Genomic DNA, 23,883 nt, shown 5'->3' on the forward strand with positions numbered 1-23,883 from the left:
GCAGGATGCTAAGTTGACTTAGATTAAGGCTTGTCGGGCTGAAATTACACCAGCCCTCAATAACTGATATCACAACACTCTGGATGATGTCCGGAAGAACGTTTTATAGAATCACTGTGGACGGCAATCTACAGTTTCAGCTATTTAATGGATGGTAATTTTGATCATATCAGACGTGAAATCGACAAAATCCGTATACAGTACGGAAATCAATGAAAATAGACAGCAGGATAATTGCTTTTCAGCGTTATTATGGGTTAATGCCACGGATGTCCGTTTCCATCCAACCAAGGCAACATACTCAAGCACTCCAGGATTAGGCGAAACAGAATGGTTTTCCATGAGAGCGGGGCAAGTATGGTGAATCTTGCCCTAAGGCAATTTCATGTTAAACACCTTTGTAAAAATTCACGCCCAGTACCGCGTCATTTATGATCTCGTATGAAAAACTCGCGCCCGCCGTTTATCGAGGTTTATGGCAGAGGCAGAATGATGCCCTACGCTGAAAGAGAAATTATCGTGCTGAATACCGAAGCGATGGGTATCACCTTTTGGGCAGGGGTATCTATAAAATGCGAAACGTCACCGGCATTGAGCTTTTGGCGTAGAGTGCGAGACGTTCCGCTTTTCAGAACAAAGCTGTCCGGGCCATGCCCTGGTCAACCGTGGGTTGAATCCGACGGCCTTGACGTTACCGTCCGCCAATGGCGGCAACCGTGATTTGCGCTTCAGAGGGTGGGCTTTATTATCGGGACAACAGTGCTTAACCGGTATGTTGCGCCGGACTGGCGGTTTTAGGTGGGGCCGGGTTTTGCAGGAGGGGCTCCTACATTAATAAAACAAAGATAATAAAGGGCTTTATTTCCTTAAGAAAAACGGGTTTTTTTTGTTTTGGCATTTGGCTCCTTTTCCCCCATCCCGTACCCGCCCCCCCCCCCACGCGCTGCTGCCATCCCTTTTACTTTCCGTGGCCGCGGGGGAGTTGGGGGGGGACGGGCCCTATTCCCGGGTGCATCACTTCGCCCGCCAGCTCAGTTCCCCCTTTGCCCTGCTGGCGGCGGTGGGCGCCCGAACCAGCCGCATCGAGATTGGCACCGGCGTTATCGATATGCGCTATGAAAATCCCCATTACATGGCCGAAGACGCCGGCGCGGCCGATCTTATCTCCGGCGGACGCCTTCAGTTGGGCATCAGCCGCGGCTCCCCGGAACAGATCATAGACGGCTGGCGCCATTTTGGCTATCAGCCCGCCGAAGGCGAGTCGGACGCCGACATGGGACGACGCCATACCGAGGTCTTGCTTGACCTTCTGCGAGGGGAGGGTTTCGCCAAGCCCAACCCGCAGCCGATGTTCCCGAACCCGCCGGGCTTATTGCGCCTCGAGCCCTTTTCCGCCGGCCTGCGGGACCGGATTTGGTGGGGCGCCGGCTCCAATGCCACCGCGGTCTGGGCAGCTAAATTAGGTATGAATCTGCAAAGTTCAACGCTTAAGGACGACGAAACCGGGGAACCTTTCCACATTCAGCAGGCCAAGCAAATTCGGGCCTACCGTGCCGCGTGGCGGGAAGCCGGTCACGCGCGCGAACCCAGGGTGTCGGTGAGCCGCAGTATCTTCGCCCTGATGGATGAGCGGGATCGCGCCTATTTCGGCAATAGCAGCCGCGATGGCGACCAAATCGGTTTTCTTGATGAGAAGACCCGCGCTATTTTTGGCCGCGGCTACGCCGCCGAACCGGATGTCCTGATCGCGGAGCTAAAACAGGATGAAGCCATAGCCGAAGCCGACACCTTGCTGTTGACCGTGCCTAACCAATTGGGGGTCGACTATAACGTTCACGTCATCGAGTCAATCCTGACCCATGTGGCGCCCGGCCTGGGATGGCGCTGAACGATAAAAAACGCGGCCAACAGATCTCTGTCAGCCGCGAAAGCGTTGCCTGGCGTCAGGCCTGGTCTAAATAGCTTTTCATATTAGCGCTACACTTGCGGGAGATGACATCCCGCCAGCGCTGGCCCTGCACGATGAGAAGTGAAGCATTAATGCGCAAAGCTATTTAGCGTCTTTCGATAACGACGGGGTGATGTCTTTTAATCGGGTGTTTTACCACATGATGGCGATGCTTATGGACCACAACGACCTTTTCATGCCTGACGGGAGCTGCCCAGCTTATGGTGGTTATCGGCAGCGTAAAAACGGCTAAAGCCAAGCAAAGTGCAATTTTCTTCATGGTGTTCTCTGTTGAAGATAGTTAAGAGAATTGATTATAGATGGTAATGCGTTTTTGTATGCCGGACTATTCCTTATTTTAATTCAGGTTCCATAAAATTTACCGCCGCCAGTGCCGCCAGTGCCGCCAGTGCCGCCAGCGGCGATCTCGGTATTTTTATCTTAACGCCGCCATAATTTCTTGCTGGCGATCTCCGCCCCGGCCCGCAGTGCCCTGAACTTCTCCCGGACGATAGTGGGATGCACCTCGGTTTTATAGGTTGCCTGTGAAGAGAAGCCACAATCAGCCCCTGCCAGCACATTGTCTCTTCCAACGCGCTCAGCGAAACGAATCAAGCGTTCAGCGATGAGCTCAGGGTGTTCGACGGTATTACTGGCGTGGCAGATAACCCCCGGGATGAGGCGTTTCCCTTCCGGCAGTTTCACCTGTTCCCATATATGGTATTCATGTTCATGGCGGACATTCCCGGCTTCAAAGGAGTAATCCGAGACGTTAAGATCCAGCATATAGCGTACAAATTCGATAAAAGGCACGTCATGGATACGCGGCCCCTCATTGATGCTATAGCAGGTATGATAGCGTATTTTTTCCTGGGGAATTCCGCGCAGCGCATGATTCAGAATGGTGACATAATCAGTGGCTTTCTGACGGATCTGGGCGCTGGTGAGATGCCGATCGGCAAAAAGATCGGGTAAAAAGGGATCGTCAATCTGCAGGGTAAATCCGGCATCGATAATGGCTTTATATTCGACTCGCAGGGCTTCGGCAATAGCTGACAGATAGTCCCCCTCATTTTCATAAAAAGCGTTGCTGCCGACGCCTGTGGGCGCCACCGAAGGAACAAAGGCGGAATGAGCGGGAGTGATTTTCAGCGCATCCGCCAGATTGCCCAGATCGCGCTTGAGCTGCGCGACGCCATGATAGGACACCGGCCCGGTACAGACGACCGGAACAAAAGGCACCAGGTTTCCTCCCAGCATTGCTTTGCCGAAATACTCGCTGTAATACTCGGGAAACGCTTCGACTTCAGCTTCAAAAGCGGCATAACCCGCTCCCGGCCGGGGCTCGAAACCGGAGATACGATCGCGGACGTAGGCGAAAAAACCCACTTTGGACATTTCGCCGTCCGTGACAATATCAATGCCATCAGCCAATTGCTGCTGAACTGACTCGATTACCGATTCCCGGATGCAATTTTCAAGTTCGGCCCGATTGCCCGTGCCTTCGATATTGGCCTTCATAAGATCCAGCAATCGAGTCGGGCGCGGCAGGCTGCCGACATGGGTGGTTAAAATGCGAGGTTCTTGTTGCGACACGTGCAGACTCCTCTGAGATAATTTTTTCTATTATGAGTGGATGAAACCACCGCGGTTATTCTAGGGGAGGAAGGGTGAATTGCCGACCGCCAATAATACCGGGACATCGTCACGGTGATGTTAATAAAAGAGCTTCACGGAACGAATTCAATCGCATTTAATCATGACGGATAATTAATCGTAGCCGGCCATTTATTGCGAAGGAGGGTAGGGGAAATAATCTTTCCCTTAAATAAGACGTTGACAGCTGCAACAATGGGCGATGAAAGTCCACCCATCAAAATGAATTATTGATAAGTTACTTGATCAAGATCAATAAAAAATTAATGCGTCATTTTAGTTTTGTTGCCGGCAAACAGGAGGATATGTTCTGCTCTTTCAATAAGTTTATATTGTAATAAATTATTAAAGAATTAATGAATAAATTAAAAATAATGCTTTCTAATTAATGAATAATTGTCATATTCAAGGTTTATCCTGTCTTATAATGGTAAATATCCGCAATACAGGCGCCGTTCTAAGGGAATAGACTGAAATCCTAACGTTAAACAAAGGGATCGTCCGTTGAAAATCAAAACATCCTATGGTCTGAGCTGGCTGTCGCTGGCCGTCATTGTCGTGGCCGGCCTGGCGCTGTGGCGGGTTGTGCCCCCCACCGGACTCAGTGTCCACGCCTGGCATTCAGCGGTGATATTTGTGGCCACCATTATCGCCATTGTGGCTAACGTCCTGCCCATCGGCGCCATAGGCATTATCAGCATCACCCTTTTTGCGCTGACTTATGCCGCCGGCGACAAGAGCGCCGAAGGCGCCATCGTTACGGCGCTAAGCGAACTTAACAGTTCTCTGATTTGGCTTATCGTCGTGGCCTTTATGATTGCGCGCGGGTTTATCAAAACCGGCCTCGGGCGACGGCTGGCGCTGATGCTGATTCGGCTGCTGGGAAAACGTACCCTCGGCCTGGCTTACGGGCTGGCGTTCGCCGACCTGCTGCTGGCGCCGGCAATGCCCAGCAATACCGCGCGCTGCGGCGGGGTAATTTATCCCATCGCCGATTCGCTGGCGCGCAGCTTTGATTCTCATCCCGATAACGCATCGCGCAGTAAAATCGGCACGTTCCTGATCGTTTGCATCGGCAATGTCAACGATATCACCTCCGCGCTGTTTATGACCGCGTATACCGGCAATCTGCTGGCGGTGAAGCTGGCAGCCGACGCCGGCGTGTCTATCTCTTGGTTCGAATGGTTTCTCGCCGCCGTGGTGCCCTGCGCGGTGTCGCTCGTCATTGTGCCGCCATGCGTTTATTTCCTGGTGCGCCCGGAGATTAAAAAGACGCCGGATGCGCCTAAGTTCGCCGCCGCCGAGCTGGAAAAAATGGGCCCGCTGGGCCGTTCGGAGTGGCTGATGGTCGTCACGGTATTACTGCTGCTGATACTGTGGATTTTTGGCTCAACCCTCGGGGTGGATCCCACCACCGGTTCGTTTGTCGGCCTGTCGTTTCTATTGCTGACCGGCGTGTTGACCTGGGAAGATATCAAAAGCGAAAAGGGCGCCTGGGACACCCTGGTATGGTTCGCCGCATTGCTGATGATGGCCAACAAGCTGAAGGATCTGGGATTCACTACCTGGTTCGGCAATGTGGTAGGCTCGAATATCGGCCATCTGATGTCCGGCACGCATTGGGTGTGGGTGTTGCTGCTGTTAAATGCCGCCTATATGTACCCCCATTACTTCTTTGCCAGCGGCAACGCGCAGATCGCCGCGCTGTATGCGGTGTTTCTGGCCGTCGGCATAGAGCTTGGCATTCCGGCGCTGCCAATGGCCTTTATGCTGGCATTTACCAGCAGCCTGTATTGCTCCCTGACCCAATATACCCATGCGCGCGGTCCCATCCTGTTTGGCGCCGGCTATGTGCCCACCAATGTCTGGTGGCGCACCGGTTTTATCATCAGCATAATCAACCAGGTGATATTCATGGCGGTGGGACTGGCCTGGTGGCGGATTCTAGGACTGTTTTGAACGGCGATAGATCATTGATGTCCGCCCGCCGGCAGCGAATAGTCCATCCGCTTCAGATCGTCCAGCAGCCCCGGGCCGGTCGGCTCCCAGCCGAGCTGTTCGCGGGTCCATGCGCCGGAAGCCCGCAGGTCCATGCCCGCGAACATGGCGAACCAGCCGAAATGCTGCGGCACCTGTTCGGGCGATAGGGACACCACCGGCACACCGAGCCCTGCTCCTACCACCTCCGTTATGATGCGCGCGCAAACGCCCTCCTCGGCAACGGCATGATACCTGTCCCCCCGGCGCCCCTGGTCCAGGACCAGCGCATAGAGCTTCGCCACATCCAGCACATGGGCCGCCGGCCAGCGGTTGGCTCCCTCGCCGACATAGGCCGCCACGCCTTTCTCCCGGCAGATCGCGATGAAGGGCGAGATAAGCCCCTGCTTGAACGTATCGTGGACCTGCGGAAGCCGCACCACGCGTACGTCGACGCCGGCCGCCAGCAGTGCATTGCCCTCCAGCTCGGAGGCCACGCGCGGATTGGGGTTGTTGGCGTTGAAAACGTCTTCCGTCGCCGGCCGGCCCAGTCCGGCATCGCCCATGCCGGTTCCGGATGTTATGATGAGGGGCCGGGCGGAGCCTTTGAGGGCGGAACCCAAGGCGTTAATGACCCGCCTGTCCTTTTCGCAATTGGCCACAAAGTGCGAAAAGTCATGATCGAATGCGGTATGAATAACCGCATCGGCCTTGGCCGCGCCGTCGCGAAGGCTGTCCAGATCCTCCAGATCGCCGCGATGCGCTTGCGCGCCGGCGGCCTCCAGGGACCGGGCGCCGGCATCCGATCTCGCCAGACCGAGGACTTGATGCCCGGCGGCAAGCAGTTCGGGTACGATGCGTGATCCGATGAAACCGGTCGCACCAGTAAGAAATACGCGCATAGAATACCTCCAGTGTTGTGTGAAGGAAGTGTTGCCTGAAAGCGGCCGCTATAAAAGTAGTGAGTTTATCGTAGTATAAATAGCAACAGGATCGCGTCGCCGGAGGGATTGCCGCGTGGCGGGCCATCAACGTAAAAACGCCCGGAATCCGGCGATTTTCAGGGCGTTAGCCCATCGGCTCCCACCCTGGCAGCGGTAACCGTCTTGATTGACACCGAATACACTACGCGGATATTGCCCAGTAACAATAAATAGTGTGGCATAATGAAGGCAGTCTGGCATATGCGAGATAACAGATAAAGCGACTCATCAGTGCTACAAGATAGATCCTTCGCGGCAAATATAGTGCGCAGGTCATTCCCTCATGCGCTGAAATAAGGTACAAGGCTGCATGAAAATACCAAATAGAATCCAACCGCTGGTGGCTGACGGTCTGATAGACGATGTGGTCCGTCGATTGAAAAGCGGCAAAGAAGCCGACGTGTACACTGTGTTATGCGGTGAAGAGCACAGTTGCGCCAAAGTCTCCAAAGAAGCCTGATGGCGTAGCTTCAAGCAGGCCGTGCAGTATCAGGAAGGCCGCAAAGTCCGTAACAGCCGCAACGCGCGGGCTATGCAAAAAGGCACAAAGTTCGGCCGCAAGCAGCAGGAAGAGTCCTGGCAGACGGCGGAAGTCAATGCGCTATTCCTGCTGGCGGATGCCGGGGTGCGAGTACCGCAGCCCTATATCTGTCTGGACGGAGTGCTGCTGATGGAGCTTATCACCGACGCCGACGGCGTGGTCGCGCCGCGTCTGAGCGAAGTGATTCTGACGGAAGATGAAGCGGTAGCCGATTTCGACACCATGATCCGCAATATCGTGCGAATGCTGTGCGCCGGTATCGTGCACGGGGATTTATCAGAATTCAACGTGCTGATGGACGCCAAAGGGCCGGTCATTATCGACCTGCCCCAGGCGGTGGATGCCGCGGCGAACAACCACGCCGAATCCATGTTCGAACGGGATGTCAACAACATGACCGAATACTACGGCCGGTTCGCGCCGCGGCTGCTGGAAACCCGTTATGCGAAAGAAATCTGGGCGCTGTATGAAGACGGGAAGCTGACACCGGAAACCATTCTCACCGGGCAGTTCGCCGAAAATACCCAGAAAGCCGATGTGGATTCATTGCTCGATGAAATCATTTCCGCTGAATATGAATACTACGATCGCCAGCGGGCACAGAAGGAGCGCGACCTTTAAAGCCCGCCGGGATGCCGCCTTGTTTATAGGTTCAGGTTTCCAAACGCACCACTCCAATCATGCTCGAATTTATCGATGGCGGCGTCCACCGCCGGAGAACTGATTAATTGTTGCGCCACGTCCAAAGGCAGGGTAATGGCCTCACAGCCTGCCAACAGGCAATCCAGCGCCTGGCGCGGGGTTTTGAAACTGGCGGCCAGCACTTTACAGCGCGGCGCGTGCAGGTCGAGCAGCGCCTGCAATTCCTGTACGGTTTTGATCCCGTCGCCGCCTTGCGCATCTACCCGGTTGACATAAGGGGCAACATATTCCGCGCCGGCCAGTGCGGCCAGCAGTCCCTGCGCCGGGCTGTAAACCGCTGTGCCCAGGGTTGTAATCCCGCCGGTGGTTAATAGCTTGATGGCGGCGAGTCCTTCTGAGGTCACCGGGACTTTTACCACAATCCCCGGAATGCGCTCCACCAATTGCTTCGCCTGAGCAACCATTGTTGCCGCGTCGCGGCCCAATACCTGAGCAAACAAACGGCCATCTTTTCCCACGGCTTCCCGCAGGCGCGGCAAGACTTCCCATAACGGGACCTTACTGGCGGCAACAATGCTTGGATTGGTGGTAACGCCGGCAAGGGGAATATACGCGCCAGTCGTTCTACTTCCGCGACATTCGCGGTATCCAGATAGAGTTCCATCGGTTTTCCTTTCATTCAATCGTCATAGTCACTTTCACGTTCGCGCTGATGCCAGATTAAAAAACATGGCGCTATTAAGCTATGCGTCAAAAGTGTCAAACACTGGATAAATGTATTCAACGCAATAAAATGTGCTTCAAGTCACAACTTCGCATTGGATTTGACTTGAGTCCTTATGGGCAAGAGAGTTGAGCAAGCTCGCATTTTTATTTTAACAATACAAAAGTCCAGTAAATGCCCTTTTTCTCGTCTGTCATCTTCCGTGGCGTATGCCTATTGTTTAAAGCGCCGGCTACCTTGAAAAAGCGGCCTGCCCGGTGGGTGTTTTCATGCCATTCTTTTAATGAGGGGTCTTCATGACGAATCGAGTCCAACAGCTGAAAAGCGCAATGCTGGCCCATCCCCGCGAAATTTCGCTGGAGAGGGCATTGCTCTATACCGCCAGCCATCGACAAACGGCAGGTGAGCCGGTGTTAATGCGTCGCGCCAAGGCAACCGCCTATATTCTTGATAATGTTGATATTGAAATTCGTGATGGCGAATTGATTGCCGGCAACCGCACCGTAAAACCGCGGTCCGGAATTATCTCTCCGGAAATGGATCCTTATTGGCTGCTTAACGAGCTGGATCAATTTTCCTCTCGCCCTCAGGATCGTTTTGACATCAGTGACGAAGATAAACAGATTTATCGCGAGCAGCTTTATCCTTATTGGGTAACGCGATCGATGAAAGACTTTATTAATGGTCAGATGAGCGACGAGGTTAACGCTGCCGTCAGTACGCAGATTTTCAGCATAAACCAGACCGATAAAGGCCAGGGCCATATTATTATTGATTATCCGCACCTGTTGAATAACGGCCTGGCGAAGCTTATTGCCGAGATGAAAAGCCGCTGCGCCGAGCATCAGGATAACGTCTTCTTTCAGGCCGGCTTGCTATTGCTGGAAGCATCACAGCGACGTATTTGGCGTTATGCCGCGTTGGCCGCCAAATTGGCGAAAGGGTCCACAAACGATAGCCGCCGTAAGGAATTGCGGTCGATTGCGGATATTTCCCGTCATAATGCCCAGTATCGCCCGGAAGATTTCCGGCAGGCCTGTCAGTTGTTTTGGTACATGAACGTAATATTGCAATATGAATCTAACGCCAGCTCTTTATCACTGGGGCGTTTTGACCAATACATGCTGCCATTTTACCAGTCCTCTTTGAGCCGTGGCCACAGTCCGGCGTTGCTAAAAGAGTTGCTGGAATCACTGTGGGTAAAATGTAATGACGTAGTATTGTTGCGTTCAGCCGGCAGCGCCCGCTATTTTGCCGGGTTCCCAACGGGTTATACCGTGATATTAGGCGGCTTGACGGAAAATGGCCGCAGCGCGGTGAATATGCTCTCTTTCCTGTGTCTTGACGCCTATCAAACCGTTCAGCTTCCTCAGCCGAATATCGGCGTACGGGTAAATGAATTAATCGATCGTCCGTTCTTGCTGAAAACGGCGGAAACCATCCGGCTGGGAACCGGCATTCCGCAGATCTTTAATGATGAAGTGGTGGTGCCCGCGTTCCTGAATCGGGGCGTCTCACTAGAGGATGCTCGCGATTATGCGGTGGTAGGCTGCGTCGAGCTTTCTATTCCCGGCAGAACCTACGGTTTGCATGATATTGCCATGTTCAATCTGCTTAAAGTCATGGAGATTGTCTTGCTGGAAAATGAGGGCAGCGCGGTTATCACCTGGGACAGCCTGCTAAGGCAGATACGCGATAAGATTCGCCACTATATCAAGCTGATGGTGGAAGGCAGCAATATTTGCGATATCGGCCACCGCGACCGGGCGCCGGTGCCGCTGCTTTCTTCGTTTATCAGCGATTGCATGGCGAAGGGCAAGGATATAACCGAAGGCGGCGCGCGCTATAATTTCTCGGGTGTCCAGGGCATTGGCATCGCTAATCTCAGCGATTCGTTACACGCCTTGAAAGGTATGGTATTTGATCAACAGCGTCTGAGCTTTGATGAGCTTCTGGCGGTGCTGAAAGCGAATTTTGCCACTGCGGACGGGAAAAATATCCGGGCCCGGCTGATTAACCGCTTTGAGAAATACGGCAATGATATTGACGAGGTGGATAATATCAGCGCTGATTTACTGCGCTTCTATTGCAAAGAAGTCGAAACCTGGACCAACCCCCGCGGCGGGCATTTCTCGCCGGGGTCTTATACCGTATCCGCCCATATACCCTTGGGTGCGGTGGTCGGGGCAACGCCGGACGGACGTCTTGCGGGTGAACAGCTGGCCGACGGCGGGCTATCGCCGATGCTGGGGCAGGACAGCAATGGACCTACGGCAGTATTAAAATCAGTCAGTAAACTGGACAACTATTTGCTGTCGAACGGTACGCTGTTAAATGTGAAATTTACCCCGGCTACGCTTGCGGGCGACGGCGGGCTTAATAAACTCAGCGACTTTTTGCACGCCTTTACCAAACTGAAACTGCAGCATATCCAGTTTAACGTGGTGAATGCCCAAACGTTGCGGGAAGCACAGCAGCGTCCGCAGGATTTTGCCGGCCTGGTGGTTCGCGTTGCCGGTTATAGCGCCTTCTTTGTGGAGTTGTCGAGGGAGATTCAGGATGACATTATCCGCCGCACGGCGCATCAATTGTAAATGCATTGACTATCCGGCCGATGAAACGGCCCGCATTTTCAATATCCAGCGCTACTCCCTTAACGATGGACAAGGGATCCGTACGGTGATTTTTTTCAAGGGATGCCCGCATCGCTGTCCATGGTGCGCCAACCCTGAATCCATTTCCGGCAGTATTGAAACAGTGCGCCGTGAAAAAAAATGCCTCCATCGCGCTGTCTGTCTCAATGATGCGGATGAATGTCCCTCCGGCGCATTGGCGCGTATCGGCCGCGACGTGACGCTGGATGGTTTGGAAAAAGAGGCACTGAAGGATGATATCTTCTTTCGTTCATCGTCCGGCGGAGTGACGCTTTCGGGGGGAGAAGTATTAATGCAGGCTGAATTTGCCACGCGTTTTCTTGCCAGGTTGCGGCGATTGGGAATCAATACCGCGATTGAAACAGCCGGCGATGCGCCTGCCGCTCGTTTACTGCCCCTTGCGCGTCAATGTGATGATGTGTTATTTGATCTGAAAATCATGGATGAAAAACAGTCAAAAGAAGTGCTTCATATCAATTTGCCGCGGGTGCTGAAAAATATGCGCTTACTGGTGGCTAACGGTATCCACGTTATTCCGCGCATTCCTTTGATTCCGGGATATACAATGACGCGGGAGAATATGTGCCGGGTACTGGATGTGTTGGCGCCTTTGGCAATAGATGAATTACATATATTGCCTTTCCACCCCTACGGAGAGCCCAAGTATTCTCTGTTAGACCGGCCATGGCAGATGAAAGGCGTGCCTGCGCCGGATGAAAGCGACATCGCTCCGTTGCGATTAATGGCTGAATCCGCCGGCTATCGTATTAAGGTCGGCGGCTAGTCCGCTAAGAGGATAGGAAGGTGACAGAATGACGCGTTATCTTGTTGCGGTAACTGCCTGTATAAGCGGCGTCGCCCATACGTATATGGCGGCGGAACGTTTCGAAAAATTATGCCAGCAGGAAAAATGGTCCGTGAAGGTTGAAACGCAAGGCGCATTAGGCACGGAAAATGCCATAACGGCGGAAGATATAGCGAGGGCAAATGTGGCGGTGCTTATCACTGATATTGTCATTGACGGCGCGGAACGGTTTGCAACGTGCAGAAGCGTTCAGACAACCACCCGCATTTTTGTTAGAGCCCCATAAAGTGATGTCAGTAGTTGAACAAGCGTTTAATTTACCCAATGGCACACATCTTAAAGTGAGCTGAAGAATAGGTAACGTAAAGGGATGTGATAGGGATCGCGGTATTCATACCCTTCATCTGGTAGATAAGTCGTTACTCTCTTTATTGTCACATTGGCTTCGCCACTGGCTTCTGTATTCGGTTGGGGATCGGGCCGTACTTTTACGAAAAATACGACAAAAATAATTACTGTCGATGAAACCACAGCTGCTCGCGATTTCTTTAACCTTCATATCATAACCTTTAAGTAATAACTTAGCGCGTTCCAGACGAACGTGGTTAAGGTATTCGTTGAAACCAATGCTGCCGGTTTTCTAAAAGATGTGAAAGATAATTGGGAGAAATATGAAAACGTTTAGCAACATCATCGCGGGTGAGTTGAAACGAGGCGTTATCGTCAATATATTCCTGAATGACCTCAAATAACGCCCGGCTGGGGTTAATTTCTGCGCCTGGTTGATGAGTTGGTCTGAGCAGTGGCTCAGCAAGCCGGCGAGAACCAATCGCGCGGTTTGCTGATCGTCCAGGTTGGAAACAATCTCATTCATCGCTTGCAGCAGAAAAGAACCGACCCGCGGGCCGAGGCGGGCGACGTTTTGTTTATCAACGTAGATGAGTTTATCACCATCCCAGTGCTGAATGCTAAAGCCTAATTTATTTTTGCTAAATAGAATGCTTAATAATGTTGCAGGACGGGTCCAGCTTATCAAATTCCATTTGCCCGCGGGTATATAAAGCGCATTGTATTTTTTTAGAATTCCTTGGGCTTCCGGCAGACTTTTATCTTGAACTTCTCCTTCTATCACAATTTCGAGACGAGGAAAGCTTACTACGCTAGCCAAAGGCGGGGCAGGGAGCGAGTTATTCGGGAATTTTAAAGTCATTGCATGATGACGGGAAATCAACCGAGCAATGATGTCTATAACGTCTTGCTGCATAGCCAGATCTCTTTTAAACGATAACGGGGATCTTAAAAGGTTTCATGAGGTCTTTCAAGCGAGACAGGATGGGTCATTTTATGATTAAGAGCCTGAAGAAAACCTTCAGGCCCATGTGCAATGAAACCGAACATTCAGCTTTGGTGCCGCAGCCATTGTTAAAAATAGGCTTAGGTCATAACACGGCGGCCATCCGTCTGTTTTTCATAAAACGTCAAGGAGCCACTTTTGCGCCGGCGTCAGACGGGAGGCGGTTTCCGGCTTCAGCCATTTGCGTTGATCCTGCTGCTGCGCATCCTCGCGATCGCAATATAAGCCATGTAAAACTCTGCGCCGGGTACCCACGGTATTGGTGGTCCCGCCATGCCAGGCATGGGCGTTATAAATCATCACGCTGCCCGCCGGCGCCGCAAAAATGGCTTCATCAGGATGCGGTAAGGCCGGGTCGGGCAAGATATCTTCGGGCAATTCCGGCCGATGGTGGGTACCGGGAATAATGCGCGGCGCGCCGTTGGCCGCGCTCAAGTCATCTATAGCCCAGATTGCGTTGACCAGATGGACCTTTGGAAAATCGGGACGGGGTTTTTTCCAGTCCGCATGCAGGGGCTGATGACCGCCGTGGTGGAGCGCTTCCCTGCCATTCAGGCTGGAGATTTTAAATGGCCGCTGGAAAATATGGCGGCATACCGACAGAACGATGGGATGAGCCCAGACTTTCTCCCATACCGTGCCTTTGTTTATCATATTGGCGATTCGGGTGGCGGTCTCTTCCTGATGGTGTTCTGCCGCGAGATTATCCCCTTCCTTTTTTATCAGCCCGTCAAACGCCGCACGCATATCTTCAAGCCAGTCCGGGTCAATAACATCGCGGATAACGACGTAGCCCTTGGTCTCCAACTGGTCAATCATATCGCGGGATAAATCAGCAGTGGCGCCAAGAGCCTCAAGATAGCTTTCAGATTGGGTTTTCATATTAGCTCCTTCATTTTCACGTTTTTGTAACGTATTAAAAAATACGCGATCATGAGCAATAAAGAAGCAGGCTAATGCAACGAAAATCTGGACATATGTGGCATGGCGGCAAAAGTGTGATTTATATTGGAAATCCACTCATGGGACAGTGCGGCAACATCCGCAGAACACCGCGGCTAAAACGCCAGTCCTTTGCGCTTCGCCATATCAATAAACGCGCGTAGCTTAGGCTGCGCCTGAGTCCCGGCCGGAAAGTACAGGTGCGCCCCGACGGTCGGCAGGATGTAGTCCCGCAACACCGACTCAAGACGGCCCTCGGCCAGGTCCCCGGCTACTTCAAGGTCGGCGACATAGGCGAGGCCCAGGCCCTGACGGGCGAACGACAACAGCGACGCACGTTCATTGACCACGATTCGTCCGGGCATATCTACCAGGAAGTCATGGCCCCGTCGGTTGAATTCCCACCGGTGTCGTTGTCCCGACGTGACAAATCGGTAGATGACGCCTTCATGCAGCGTCAGCTCTTCGGGCTTTTGCGGCCGCCCGGCCCTGGCAAAATAAGCAGGAGAGCCGACCACAGACCAGCGTAGTTCGGGCGTCAGCCTCACCGCCACCATATCTTTTTCCACTGTCTCTCCTAGCCGGATACCCGCGTCATAAGGCCCGCTCGCGAGATCGACCGTTCCCTCATTTATCGACAATTCCAGCGTGACGTCGGGATAAGCGCGGTAAAACTCGGGTACAAAGGGTTCAACGAGCAGCGTCATTGCGAAACGCGTCATGGTGAGACGTAGGGTGCCCGTCGGACGCGCCTGGTAGCTCGAAAGATGCGCCAACGCATCGCCGATGTCGGCGGCGGCCGGCTGTAAACGTTCGAACAGCACGGCGCCGGGCTCCGTCAAGACGACGCTACGCGTTGTTCGCTGGAACAGGACCACGCCGTACCGCTGTTCAAACTTCTGGATGGCCTTGCTCACAGCCGTCGACGATATGTTCAGCACCAGCGCCGCCCGCGTAAAACTTAAGTGATTCGCGACGGCAAGAAACGTAATGACCCCGTCGAGTTGATCTTTTTCCATTAGACGATTACAAACCTCAGGTTGATAACCCATCCCATTTCCAGCAGTTTATCAGCCCAAGGGCATGAAGTAACCTGTCAGTCATTTCACGGCCACAACTGCTCTCCACCGTAAGGCTTCCGCGCTGATAAATGAGGAACTTCACCATGAATATGATTGATAAAGGACGACGTAACGCACTGTACTTCGGGGGGGCCGCGACGTTATCCGCGCTGTTTGCCGCGCCGCTGGCCTTAGCCCAAAGCGGTACGGATGCCACTGCTTCCAACAAACGGAAAGTCGAGGAGGGGCTTACAGCCTGGAGCCGTGGAACGGGCAGTGTCCTAAGCGTTCTTTCCGACGATATCAAGTGGACGATTCCCGGCAATTCACTTATCGCGGGCACGACGGTCGGCAAGAATGAGTTGAACCAAAAAATCAACATTCCCTTTGGCGCGCGCTTTGCACAATCTACTGATAAGTTCCGTCCCATCGCCATCAACGGCATCTATGGCGATGCAGACATGGTGATCGCGCATTTCCAGGGACGAGGCATTGCCAATGACGGCAAGCCCTACGTCAACAACTATGCCTGGTTTCTCAAAATGAGGGACGGCCTGGCTGTCGAGGGAACCGCATTTTTCGATAGCGTCGCGTTCAACGATCTCTGGACGCGCGTGCCGGTCGGCAATGTGCGGCGCGAATAACGACACGGCGCTTTCAACTGGATGGAGAAAAAGACATGCTTGGATACGTACAGGATTTGAATGGTACCGGCGGCGTTTCGCAGCCGCTTAACACAATCACCTGAAAAATATCTAAGCCGATGTCATTAAGCCAAAAATGGCGTGATATGTTGCGTGAGAAAAAATTTGTCAGTAGCGGAATCGAAAAAACCGCCGCAGTCGTCGTGTTTAATACACTGAGCGCATACCGGCGGATAGGTATTTTTGAAATCGCTGATGCTTTTGGCGCAGATGTCATGTACATCGCTGTTGACCACGCAGAGCGGCAAATTAAAAATGCGGGCCTCTATGCCATAGAGCTGGAGAGTATCCACCGCTGCCGACAGAGTATCCTTGTAATCCCAAGGGTCGATTGAAAGGGCTGACCAATTAAGTTTGGCATAGCCCATATTCTCCATACCCATCAGCGCCACATGTTTGACAAAAATAAATTCTTCGCAATAAATTCCGCTAAATCCGGAAGATATTCAATCGTCTTTGATGCAATACGATACGCAATTCGATGGAAATGCCCTGCTTATAGCAGTTAAGCAATCCCGTTAGGGTTTGGTCGAAAGCTCCACTGCTTTGCACAATATAATCATGAATGTCTGAAACATGTGCAAAAGCGGGATGCCGACCAGCAGATTGCCGCGAGCCGCCGCCGCAAGATGGGCGACATAGCTCGTAATAAAAAGCGCCCGTTAGTCAAAAGGTGGATCAAGGTCAATGGGGAGCGCTGTGCAATCTTACCGACGATGCGTATTAAGCCTTCGTTTAACATCGTTGGCTCGCCGCCGGTAATACATAGCGTCTCGGGCAAATGGTCATCATCCAGCAGATCTATCGTGGCCGCAACGCTTGCTTCCAACTGAAAGGATCCGCAATCCGTGCCGGTTTGGGCGGTTGCGGGCACATTATGCATAGGTTATTGCAGACTTCAGTAACCAGAAAAGCATTGTTGTGTGATGCGGTACGATAATGGCGGTGAATTCTGCCTTTGACGCTAATACTGATAATGTCTCCGTACGAGAAGACAATATTCGGTTTAACCAGAAGCACGGGAAACCGACCATTTTCCAACAGTGCAGACGCCCGGCAGTCGTCGGCCGTGCAAATCAGCGCGGCCGGGCATTTGTCCGGGAACGAAGGGAGGATGGCGTCAGCAGCCAAATAGACAATATCGCGGTTGGTCATCGGGTAGGACCCCGTGACTACTTTGCCGAATAGTTCTCGAATCAAGCCATAGGTCGATTCTGCCTGCGTAAACAAAAAACAGGTGTCAAGAGGGATGGACCGCTTCATTGCAACCCCCATTGCAGCAATATATGCCGGGTCTGAACGTCACCGGAGGTCAATTTATTAATAATCATTTTGATGATGTTCTGGTTTTTATAACAAAAATCGTCCTTGCCCGGCCGCCCATAAGGCGAACCAGTGACTTGGTAGCGGCGGACAGGATCGGCGCCGCAATAGGGCGCATAAGCACAGTCCGAGCAGACGGGCAAGCTATCGTTAACTCCCGCCATCGCCAATTCTTGCATTACCGGCCCCAAAACAATTCCGCCCGGGTATTCTCCTGCACATTCCCCATCTTAAAATGCCGATCTCCGGTTTCAGCCATCATGCGGCTTTCATCGCTGGGATAAATATTGCCATCGTAGTTATATAAAGTGACGCCGAAACCGGCGCCACAGGGTGATTGTAAATCGACAAAACCTGTCGCCCAGGGCGTGACAAGTTTCTTTACAATCAGACTGGCATAGGATTCGCGAAACGGCTGGCCGTCTTTATTTAACTGTATGATATAGTCCAGGCATTTTTCATAGAAAGCCAAAAGGCTTCGGTCGTATAACCAATTTTGCTGAAATATTTTTGTGCAAAGCCGTAAGGATTCAATTCGCGTATAAAGATACTGCTAAACCCATGTCGGATATATTCATCGATGATTTCTTTGTGCAGGCCGAGACTTGGGCGTGTGGTCGTCATCAGCGCGCTAACATTACCGAAGGCGTTTTTTTGTCTGATGCGATCCAGGGTAGCGATAAGCGCCTCCCAAGCGCCGGCCTGGCTAAATTTCCGATTAGCATTATGCAATGACTGCGGGCCGTCTAACGAGGTGCTAATGGAAATATTATGCTCGATCAAAAAGTTGAGATCGCCGTCATTCACTTCACATAGGTTGGTGCACAGCACGAATTGGATCTCTTTACCCGTACTTTTTTGTTGCACCAGCTTCACAGCCCGTCGGACCAATGGCATTGTCAACGTCGATTCTCCACCCTGAAACTCCAGCGTGAGCTTGGAGGAGGGCATGGACAAGGCCATATCAATACTGCCGTCGAGCACGGCTTCGCTCATATCAAAGCGAGCGGAGTCGGACTGACAGGATTTTCTCGATGCCTGGCAGTAAACGCAGGAGTTGTTGCAGCGTACGGTCAGCACAAAAATATGCAATTGAGCAAAGTTTTCGAGAAAGGCTTTTTTGGTCTTATATTTGGACGCCAAGAGGGGGATCGGATCTAAGGCATCGTCATCGATAATGATGTGCTTCGATCTCAATTCATAATAAAGTTTTTTATCGGTGATTTCTTTTTTAGAAACCAAGACGCTAAGCTGTTCGTCAGTTAAACAAATCCATTCGCCGTAATCAGTTGAAATAAAATACCGTTTAGCATCCAATTTGCTGAATCTGAAGGGTAACAACTTATAATGAGGTTGGTAAAAAGCCTCAGCGTTTGCGAATTTAACGCTCATGATTGAATTTTTCTTGTATGCTGAGTATCAGCGCATTATTGAGAAAAGTATTGATGATTACCGCGCTCTCAAGGTCGTGTGCCTTTGTGACGCTGAAATCCAGCAGCATACCTCCTCCGTTTCGGGCGGATACTGATAAATAATCCGCAAATAAAGACGCCATTTCTTCAATGGCATGCTGGGTATAAAATCAGGATCCAGGTTAATCTGCATTGGCATCATACCTGGGAAGTCAGTATATGAAGAATATCGTCGGAAACCGCGTCGCGCACCAGCGTGGCCGCCGGCGAAAAGGCTTTTCTAACGATTTCGGCATGTATTTCTTTTGTTTCGCCGAGCACAATCTGACGCATCTGGTTTTCATGCAGCAGATCAAGAAAGTCCTGGACCGCCCGGTTGATATCGCTGGCTGGTGCTGCGGAATTTTTATTATAAAAATTAATCGATAATTGTTTATCCGCTACTTTAGTGACGTGAATATAAAACCGGTCTGTCAATGAATAACATGTTTTCATTATTGCATTGGTCGCATAGATTTCTTTGTCTACGATGACGAAAAAATAATCGCCGAACGCATTCACACCTTTACCAATGGGCGGCATGGTTTACTTACTCTATATATAGCCAGCATTGCTGCTGGCTAGGACCCATTAGCAGGTTTTACCCGGCGTGCAAGAGTAGTGGCTCGCATGGCTCGCGTGGCTGGAATGGCTATAGTGGGCGGCGAATGCTTGCCCATCTAACGCCGGCCGATCCAGGATAACGGCTACGCCGGTCTGCGGGTTGGTTCGGTTAGTGATGCTTTCCTGAACCCCATTGTTCACCGGCCTGGTGTCCGTTGATGCCATGGCGTTCATGCTGCCGCCTGCTAACATCCCAACAACAATCCCAGCGAGAATCGGTTTTATCTTTTGCTATTTTCAACCTCGTCTAGCGAGATTTTAGGTACGGTAGGTAATTCTTTCATTATAAATCCTTACCAATTTAGAAACATAAGGAAATTATCAATCAATATAATAATATTCCTATGCATTATTTTTTCCTTTGATTTTACTGCAAAAATTGACATAGAACAATATTTATTCAATGCAAAAGAAGCCGTGATCTCTAGGTTTTACTTCGTCATTAGGTGGAATATATTGAAGAATCATTACTTGAGTAACCCCGCAGCGAGTAACGGAATCATTATCATTATCATTAGCCAATCACTGAATTTATCCCATGGTAAGAATAGCGCTGGGCAAACACGGCGATATCCTGGCGGCGGTAATAAAATAACTATCATTCGAGAGTGAGATAGTTATTATATGTTAAAAGCTCATTCATCTTGAATGCATCGTAATACCCCATATTTTTGTAATCTGCTGATTCTCGAGATGTAGCACCCAGCAATAGCTCATATTAAAATCTGCACCGTTTTTCCCTTTCCACCTGTAGCATGGAATTGCAGGCAGGCAAGGTTGCCATCGACGATCATCGTATCGATTATTGGGACAGGCCATGATTCCAGCTTGTCATCAAGTCGTTTAATAAGTTGACTACAGTAAGCCTCTTTCCCTTGGTAGGTCCCGGATACGGGCGAAGTTCCCATTGCATTGAACTCCAGGTCTTCATGCAGTGCAGACATAAAGTTATCTCCCCATCCCCGGCTTGCAATCGTCTGGAAAAGGGATGTCAGAAACCGGCGATTTTTTTCGCTCATCATTTTCCTCGTAACTGTAGATGATAATTAGCGTGCGGCTTTGAGAATATCTGAGAGGCCGCGTGTTAATAACTGGCGTGGCGCATCAGTCCCATCGACCGGAAGAAGGGTTCTGCTGCGTATTTTCCAGCGCCCCGCATGGCGTTCGAGCTCCCAACGGTTAACGACAACCCGGTGGATACGGTACCCGGTTGACGAGCCATGATTAGCCATCTCGCGCATTTCACCCTGTTTATCCAGCTGTAAAAGTTGCAAGTAGGAGGTGACAATAGCCTTATCGCCGCGTAGTTCGATTAACGGTAACCCGGCAAAGTGTGCCAGTCCGCCTTTGATTGCCTCCTCATGGGCCTGCCTGAGAATAAATGCCGCGATAGCCTCCACGCTTTTGCTCCATCCAACCCTCTCCGCGATTAAAACTCCATCCTCCATATAGACAGCAGCGGTATATTCGGCGAGGCCGGTATCAGCGCTGGGAGGGTGAGAAGCGATAAGTTCATAAATAGCTAATTTATCCTCTATCATCTGCAGCCGCTGCTCTACGGTGGGTTGATTTTCATCGGTCATTGGTTATCTCTCCTGTTTTTACAAGCTTGCCTGAAGCGGAAGCGACATTATAATTATTCTTTAAAATTACATAATCCCGCATAAACTAAGTGCAGTGATTATCCATGCTTAACAATAAGGGCGATTGATGATTGAAGGTTCGGATTTTTGGCGCTAAAACATTTATTTTGGTCGCGGAGAAATTGAACTTCAGGGCTGTCGCTGCCATGTTGGGCATTTCCGCGTCTGCCGTTAGCCAGCAGATTAATGGGCTTGAGGGACGCTTGGGACAGCGGCTTTTCAACCGCACAACGCGCTCCGTGGGCCTCACTGAGGATGGAAAATCACTTTATCTGCAAACCGCGCCGTTACTGGAGAATCTGGCAGGGGCGCTCGCACAGGCGCGCGCCAGAAGTCATATCATAAGGGGAAATATTCGCATACATGCCTTTCGTTCGGCAGCGATGATGTTCCTGGATCATAAGGTACCCGGTTTTCTTAGCTCTTTTCCCGATGTACATATTGATATCACCATTAACGATTCACCTACTGACCTTATCGCGGGAGGGTATGATCTTTCCCTACGGCTGGGCGATGTGCTTGATCCCGGATTAATTGCGGTACCCGTTGGCGGCCGGTTGCATCAGATAGTGGTGGCCGCGCCGTCTTATCTTGAAACTCATGAAGATATCAAACACCCCGAAGATGTAAGGCAGCACAATTGCATTGGCTGGCGCTGGCCGGGAACGGTAACGCCGGAGCCATGGCAGTTTTTTTATGACGGCCAGATCAAAAACATTCCGGTAACGGGGAATCTGGTGGTGGACGATCGCGAGCGACAATATCAAGCCGCCATCGCGGGAATCGGTATTGCCCAGGTGACCGCGGAAAGAATGAGCGCGCATCTTTTATCCGGCGCGCTACATCCTATTCTCAATGAATGGGATGTGGAGTTTGCCGGCTATCATCTTTGCTGGACTGCCGGCAAATCCATGTCTCCGGCGATGAGAGCCTTTATTGACTGGTTACGTCAGGATTAACGTAGAGCAGTTGCGCATGGATCCGATACAACTACTTAATCCGTAACAATTTTAATTGAAACCAGCCCTATCCCTAATAGCCTTTTATCCCCGGACTCTCCGGATTCTTTTGGACTCTTCGGATAAGGTGGAATAATCTCAATATCCTTTGCCTTATTGACGTTGACGAAATGAAGTGTCGCTAAGCTTGGCTGTCCGTTGACGCTTATGCTTTGTTGCTGGTTACCTACAATAACGGTTATCGGCTTGCCAATGTTCGGGCCATAGGCCCGTGCAGTGATTTCAATCGTAAAGCTGCTTGGGAGCGTCTTATCAAACGACAACCGTACTACCGGTGCTAGATTGGCATCGCTCCAACGCCCCCAGGACTCTGGGGGCGATAATCCGGAAATGCTATCAAGGAAGTCTGGCACACCTTTCTGATTAAAAGCATAGCCCTGAGCGGGGATAAGTGCTGACCCTTTCTGCGCAGGCTTCGCTAACTTCGGCAGCATGTACGTGGTAAAGTCTGGCAATAGCGTCATGCTGCCGTACGCACTCAAGTGATCGCCATCGAAAAACATAGAGTGCCCCTCCCTCCAGACGCTGCATTCCGTACCAGGGCAAAGCACCGGGAAAGGATCCCAGACGCTGACCGACGGAAGAGCATTGATCACCTGGCTGTAGCTGTTAAGAACTGGAGCTCGGTATTTTTGCAGCAGATCGCGTTTCATTGACATGCCGTGGGCGCACATAGGGTTATTCATATTAAACCAATCGGTACAGCGGTAAGGTGGCGACTGGAAGATAGGTTTAGGCGCTTCAAAAACAACATGCACACCCTGCTCGCTGAATTCACGCAGTGTCTCGATCGCATAGGTAACTGAAAGCTGTCGATTAGCCTGCGCTTTGGCGCTAAAAAAACTTTGTTGATGAGATTCTGGTCCAAAATAGGCCCACTGATCGCCGAACCGTGGTAAGCGTAAAGATGCCAGAAAGAGTACATCGCCGGGTTTGACCCGATTGTGCAGCGCGCGCAAAGAGGCCTCAGCATTTGGGCGGCACTGGACATTATCGAGATCGCGTTCAGTTTGGAAACTGATAAACGGGCAGCCCCATTGAGGTAAACATCCACCTCCAAATTATTTCTGATGGAGAACTGCTTATATAATGTCGCATAGGCTAGGGCATGGGAGTCACCGATCACATGTAATACCCTATACCTTGACGATTTCTCTTGCAGGCAGCCCTCAGGTTTGTAAACCAAAATGCTGACGCCATTATCTTCTAGCATTTTAGGCCCGGCCCGGCAGCCAGGGTCTTCAGGAGTCGCAGGCCCTCTTTCAGGGTACCAGTCTTCGGCATCCGCAGTCACCTTGCTAAGAGATTTTATCCGACCATGCATTGAGCTCCGATGCTCCCCAATAGGCAACAGCAATAATGCATAGCCCAATGGCAATAACGACAGAATTCGATGCCTTTTGACTACCTTGTGCTGCCGCATGGGTGTTTCAATCAGGTAGTAGGATAACGACGCCAGCAACAAGGTGACCGCTAACGCTGACAACATTGTCACAGGGAGTCTAAACCGCAGGTCCATCTGAACAGTACAAATGTCGGCCAATGCCATAGATAGAGAGAGTATGATCTTTTCCAAGGAAAAGAATATAGCGGTTACTCAGCAAGGTTTTCAGCCATGGCAAACATCTTTGTTTGTACAGGCTGGATATAATACCCAACGTAGATATTACGGCAAGTATAGCGCCGGGCATCGGGAAATTAACCGGTCTCGAAATAACAAAAGAAAGCAGTAAACTAAAAATGCCGTAATACCGATAATGCCGGAGAATCTATTCTCAGTACGTTCTCCTTCCCCGTAGGACAGAGTGATTATCTGATACAGCAATACGCCG

Annotated in this window: 20 protein-coding genes and 4 pseudogenes; 8 read left to right on the forward strand and 16 right to left on the reverse strand. The window is 51.3% G+C overall.

The genetic code is table 11. The features are described 5' to 3' along the window. The first annotated feature begins 886 nt into the window (after positions 1 to 886). Positions 887 to 1,888: an LLM class flavin-dependent oxidoreductase gene (locus GTU79_RS13315; RefSeq protein WP_214514027.1), complete on the forward strand. Its 1,002-nt coding sequence runs from the start codon at positions 887 to 889 to the stop codon at positions 1,886 to 1,888. Between the two features lie 501 nt (positions 1,889 to 2,389). Here GTU79_RS13315 and GTU79_RS13320 read toward each other — a convergent pair. Beyond that, positions 2,390 to 3,544, reverse strand: a complete 1,155-nt coding sequence (locus tag GTU79_RS13320) for a cobalamin-independent methionine synthase II family protein (RefSeq protein ID WP_203521563.1) — start codon at positions 3,542 to 3,544, stop codon at positions 2,390 to 2,392. A gap of 564 nt (positions 3,545 to 4,108) precedes the next feature. Here GTU79_RS13320 and GTU79_RS13325 point away from each other — a divergent pair. Next, positions 4,109 to 5,563, forward strand: coding sequence for a DASS family sodium-coupled anion symporter (locus GTU79_RS13325; RefSeq protein ID WP_214514028.1), 1,455 nt, complete (start codon positions 4,109 to 4,111; stop codon positions 5,561 to 5,563). An 11-nt stretch (positions 5,564 to 5,574) separates the two neighbouring features. Here GTU79_RS13325 and GTU79_RS13330 read toward each other — a convergent pair whose 3' ends face one another. After that, positions 5,575 to 6,483: an SDR family oxidoreductase gene (locus GTU79_RS13330; protein ID WP_203521561.1), complete on the reverse strand. Its 909-nt coding sequence runs from the start codon at positions 6,481 to 6,483 to the stop codon at positions 5,575 to 5,577. 391 nt (positions 6,484 to 6,874) lie between these two features. Between GTU79_RS13330 and GTU79_RS13335 the strand changes: the two are divergent. Further along, positions 6,875 to 7,726, forward strand: a pseudogene (locus tag GTU79_RS13335) (PA4780 family RIO1-like protein kinase). Positions 7,727 to 7,749: 23 nt separating this feature from the next. Here the strand turns inward: GTU79_RS13335 and fsa are convergent. Beyond that, positions 7,750 to 8,411, reverse strand: a pseudogene (fsa, locus tag GTU79_RS13340) (fructose-6-phosphate aldolase). 356 nt (positions 8,412 to 8,767) lie between these two features. Here fsa and GTU79_RS13345 point away from each other — a divergent pair. The 3 genes and pseudogenes from GTU79_RS13345 (at position 8,768) to GTU79_RS13355 (ending at position 12,280) form a co-directional block, all read left to right on the forward strand. Then, complete coding sequence (locus GTU79_RS13345; protein WP_214514029.1) at positions 8,768 to 11,065, forward strand: formate C-acetyltransferase; 2,298 nt, start codon at positions 8,768 to 8,770, stop codon at positions 11,063 to 11,065. Then, positions 11,031 to 11,909 (forward strand): [formate-C-acetyltransferase]-activating enzyme, encoded by an 879-nt coding sequence (locus GTU79_RS13350; protein ID WP_214514030.1) that lies wholly within the window; start codon positions 11,031 to 11,033, stop codon positions 11,907 to 11,909. The genes GTU79_RS13345 and GTU79_RS13350 overlap by 35 nt, the downstream gene beginning before the upstream one ends. A 28-nt stretch (positions 11,910 to 11,937) precedes the next feature. Next, positions 11,938 to 12,280, forward strand: a pseudogene (locus GTU79_RS13355) (PTS fructose-like transporter subunit IIB). Positions 12,281 to 12,330: 50 nt separating this feature from the next. On the opposite strand, the pseudogene GTU79_RS13360 reads toward GTU79_RS13355, so the two are convergent. From GTU79_RS13360 to GTU79_RS13370, 3 genes and pseudogenes are all read right to left on the reverse strand, one after another. Next, positions 12,331 to 13,194, reverse strand: a pseudogene (locus tag GTU79_RS13360) (helix-turn-helix transcriptional regulator). Positions 13,195 to 13,398: 204 nt separating this feature from the next. Further along, entirely contained in the window at positions 13,399 to 14,166 is a 768-nt protein-coding gene (locus GTU79_RS13365) for a phytanoyl-CoA dioxygenase family protein (protein WP_203521555.1), read from the reverse strand. A 176-nt stretch (positions 14,167 to 14,342) separates the two neighbouring features. After that, entirely contained in the window at positions 14,343 to 15,278 is a 936-nt protein-coding gene (locus GTU79_RS13370; protein ID WP_203521554.1) for a LysR family transcriptional regulator, read from the reverse strand. Between the two features lie 113 nt (positions 15,279 to 15,391). Between GTU79_RS13370 and GTU79_RS13375 the strand changes: the two genes are divergently transcribed. Then, on the forward strand, positions 15,392 to 15,931 hold the full coding sequence (locus GTU79_RS13375; protein ID WP_214514031.1) for a nuclear transport factor 2 family protein: 540 nt from the start codon (positions 15,392 to 15,394) through the stop codon (positions 15,929 to 15,931). Positions 15,932 to 16,056: 125 nt separating this feature from the next. On the opposite strand, the gene GTU79_RS13380 is transcribed toward GTU79_RS13375, so the two are convergent. From GTU79_RS13380 to GTU79_RS13415, 9 genes are all read right to left on the reverse strand, one after another. Further along, on the reverse strand, positions 16,057 to 16,374 hold the full coding sequence (locus tag GTU79_RS13380; protein WP_203521552.1) for a hypothetical protein: 318 nt from the start codon (positions 16,372 to 16,374) through the stop codon (positions 16,057 to 16,059). 418 nt (positions 16,375 to 16,792) lie between these two features. Then, the gene (locus tag GTU79_RS13390) at positions 16,793 to 17,254 is read right to left on the reverse strand and encodes a hypothetical protein (RefSeq protein WP_214514208.1); all 462 of its coding nucleotides are present in this window, start codon (positions 17,252 to 17,254) and stop codon (positions 16,793 to 16,795) included. Beyond that, the gene (locus tag GTU79_RS30350) at positions 17,251 to 17,493 is read right to left on the reverse strand and encodes a hypothetical protein (RefSeq protein WP_253073588.1); all 243 of its coding nucleotides are present in this window, start codon (positions 17,491 to 17,493) and stop codon (positions 17,251 to 17,253) included. Before GTU79_RS30350 ends, GTU79_RS13390 begins: the two co-directional genes overlap by 4 nt. Beyond that, the gene (locus tag GTU79_RS30355; RefSeq protein ID WP_253073589.1) at positions 17,493 to 17,786 is read right to left on the reverse strand and encodes a hypothetical protein; all 294 of its coding nucleotides are present in this window, start codon (positions 17,784 to 17,786) and stop codon (positions 17,493 to 17,495) included. Before GTU79_RS30355 ends, GTU79_RS30350 begins: the two co-directional genes overlap by 1 nt. Beyond that, a complete protein-coding gene (locus tag GTU79_RS13395; protein WP_253073590.1) occupies positions 17,744 to 18,706 on the reverse strand; it encodes a radical SAM protein in 963 nt (320 codons plus the stop codon). Before GTU79_RS13395 ends, GTU79_RS30355 begins: the two co-directional genes overlap by 43 nt. 218 nt (positions 18,707 to 18,924) lie before the next feature. Next, the gene (gene hxsD, locus GTU79_RS31385) at positions 18,925 to 19,308 is read right to left on the reverse strand and encodes a His-Xaa-Ser system protein HxsD (RefSeq protein ID WP_203521548.1); all 384 of its coding nucleotides are present in this window, start codon (positions 19,306 to 19,308) and stop codon (positions 18,925 to 18,927) included. A gap of 48 nt (positions 19,309 to 19,356) precedes the next feature. Next, positions 19,357 to 19,554, reverse strand: coding sequence for a hypothetical protein (locus tag GTU79_RS13405; RefSeq protein ID WP_203521547.1), 198 nt, complete (start codon positions 19,552 to 19,554; stop codon positions 19,357 to 19,359). 548 nt (positions 19,555 to 20,102) lie between these two features. After that, a complete protein-coding gene (locus GTU79_RS13410; protein ID WP_214514033.1) occupies positions 20,103 to 20,411 on the reverse strand; it encodes a nuclear transport factor 2 family protein in 309 nt (102 codons plus the stop codon). 24 nt (positions 20,412 to 20,435) lie between these two features. Continuing rightward, positions 20,436 to 20,972 (reverse strand): nuclear transport factor 2 family protein, encoded by a 537-nt coding sequence (locus GTU79_RS13415; protein WP_214514034.1) that lies wholly within the window; start codon positions 20,970 to 20,972, stop codon positions 20,436 to 20,438. A 167-nt stretch (positions 20,973 to 21,139) separates the two neighbouring features. On the opposite strand from GTU79_RS13415, the gene GTU79_RS13420 reads away from it, so the two are divergent. Next, positions 21,140 to 21,991 (forward strand): LysR family transcriptional regulator, encoded by an 852-nt coding sequence (locus tag GTU79_RS13420; protein ID WP_275956939.1) that lies wholly within the window; start codon positions 21,140 to 21,142, stop codon positions 21,989 to 21,991. Positions 21,992 to 22,026: 35 nt separating this feature from the next. Here GTU79_RS13420 and GTU79_RS13425 read toward each other — a convergent pair whose 3' ends face one another. Next, complete coding sequence (locus GTU79_RS13425; RefSeq protein ID WP_253073657.1) at positions 22,027 to 23,073, reverse strand: DUF7024 domain-containing protein; 1,047 nt, start codon at positions 23,071 to 23,073, stop codon at positions 22,027 to 22,029. Positions 23,074 to 23,883 lie beyond the last annotated feature (810 nt).

This window comes from Sodalis ligni (genome assembly GCF_016865525.2).
Classification (GTDB): Bacteria; Pseudomonadota; Gammaproteobacteria; order Enterobacterales; family Enterobacteriaceae; genus Acerihabitans; species Acerihabitans ligni.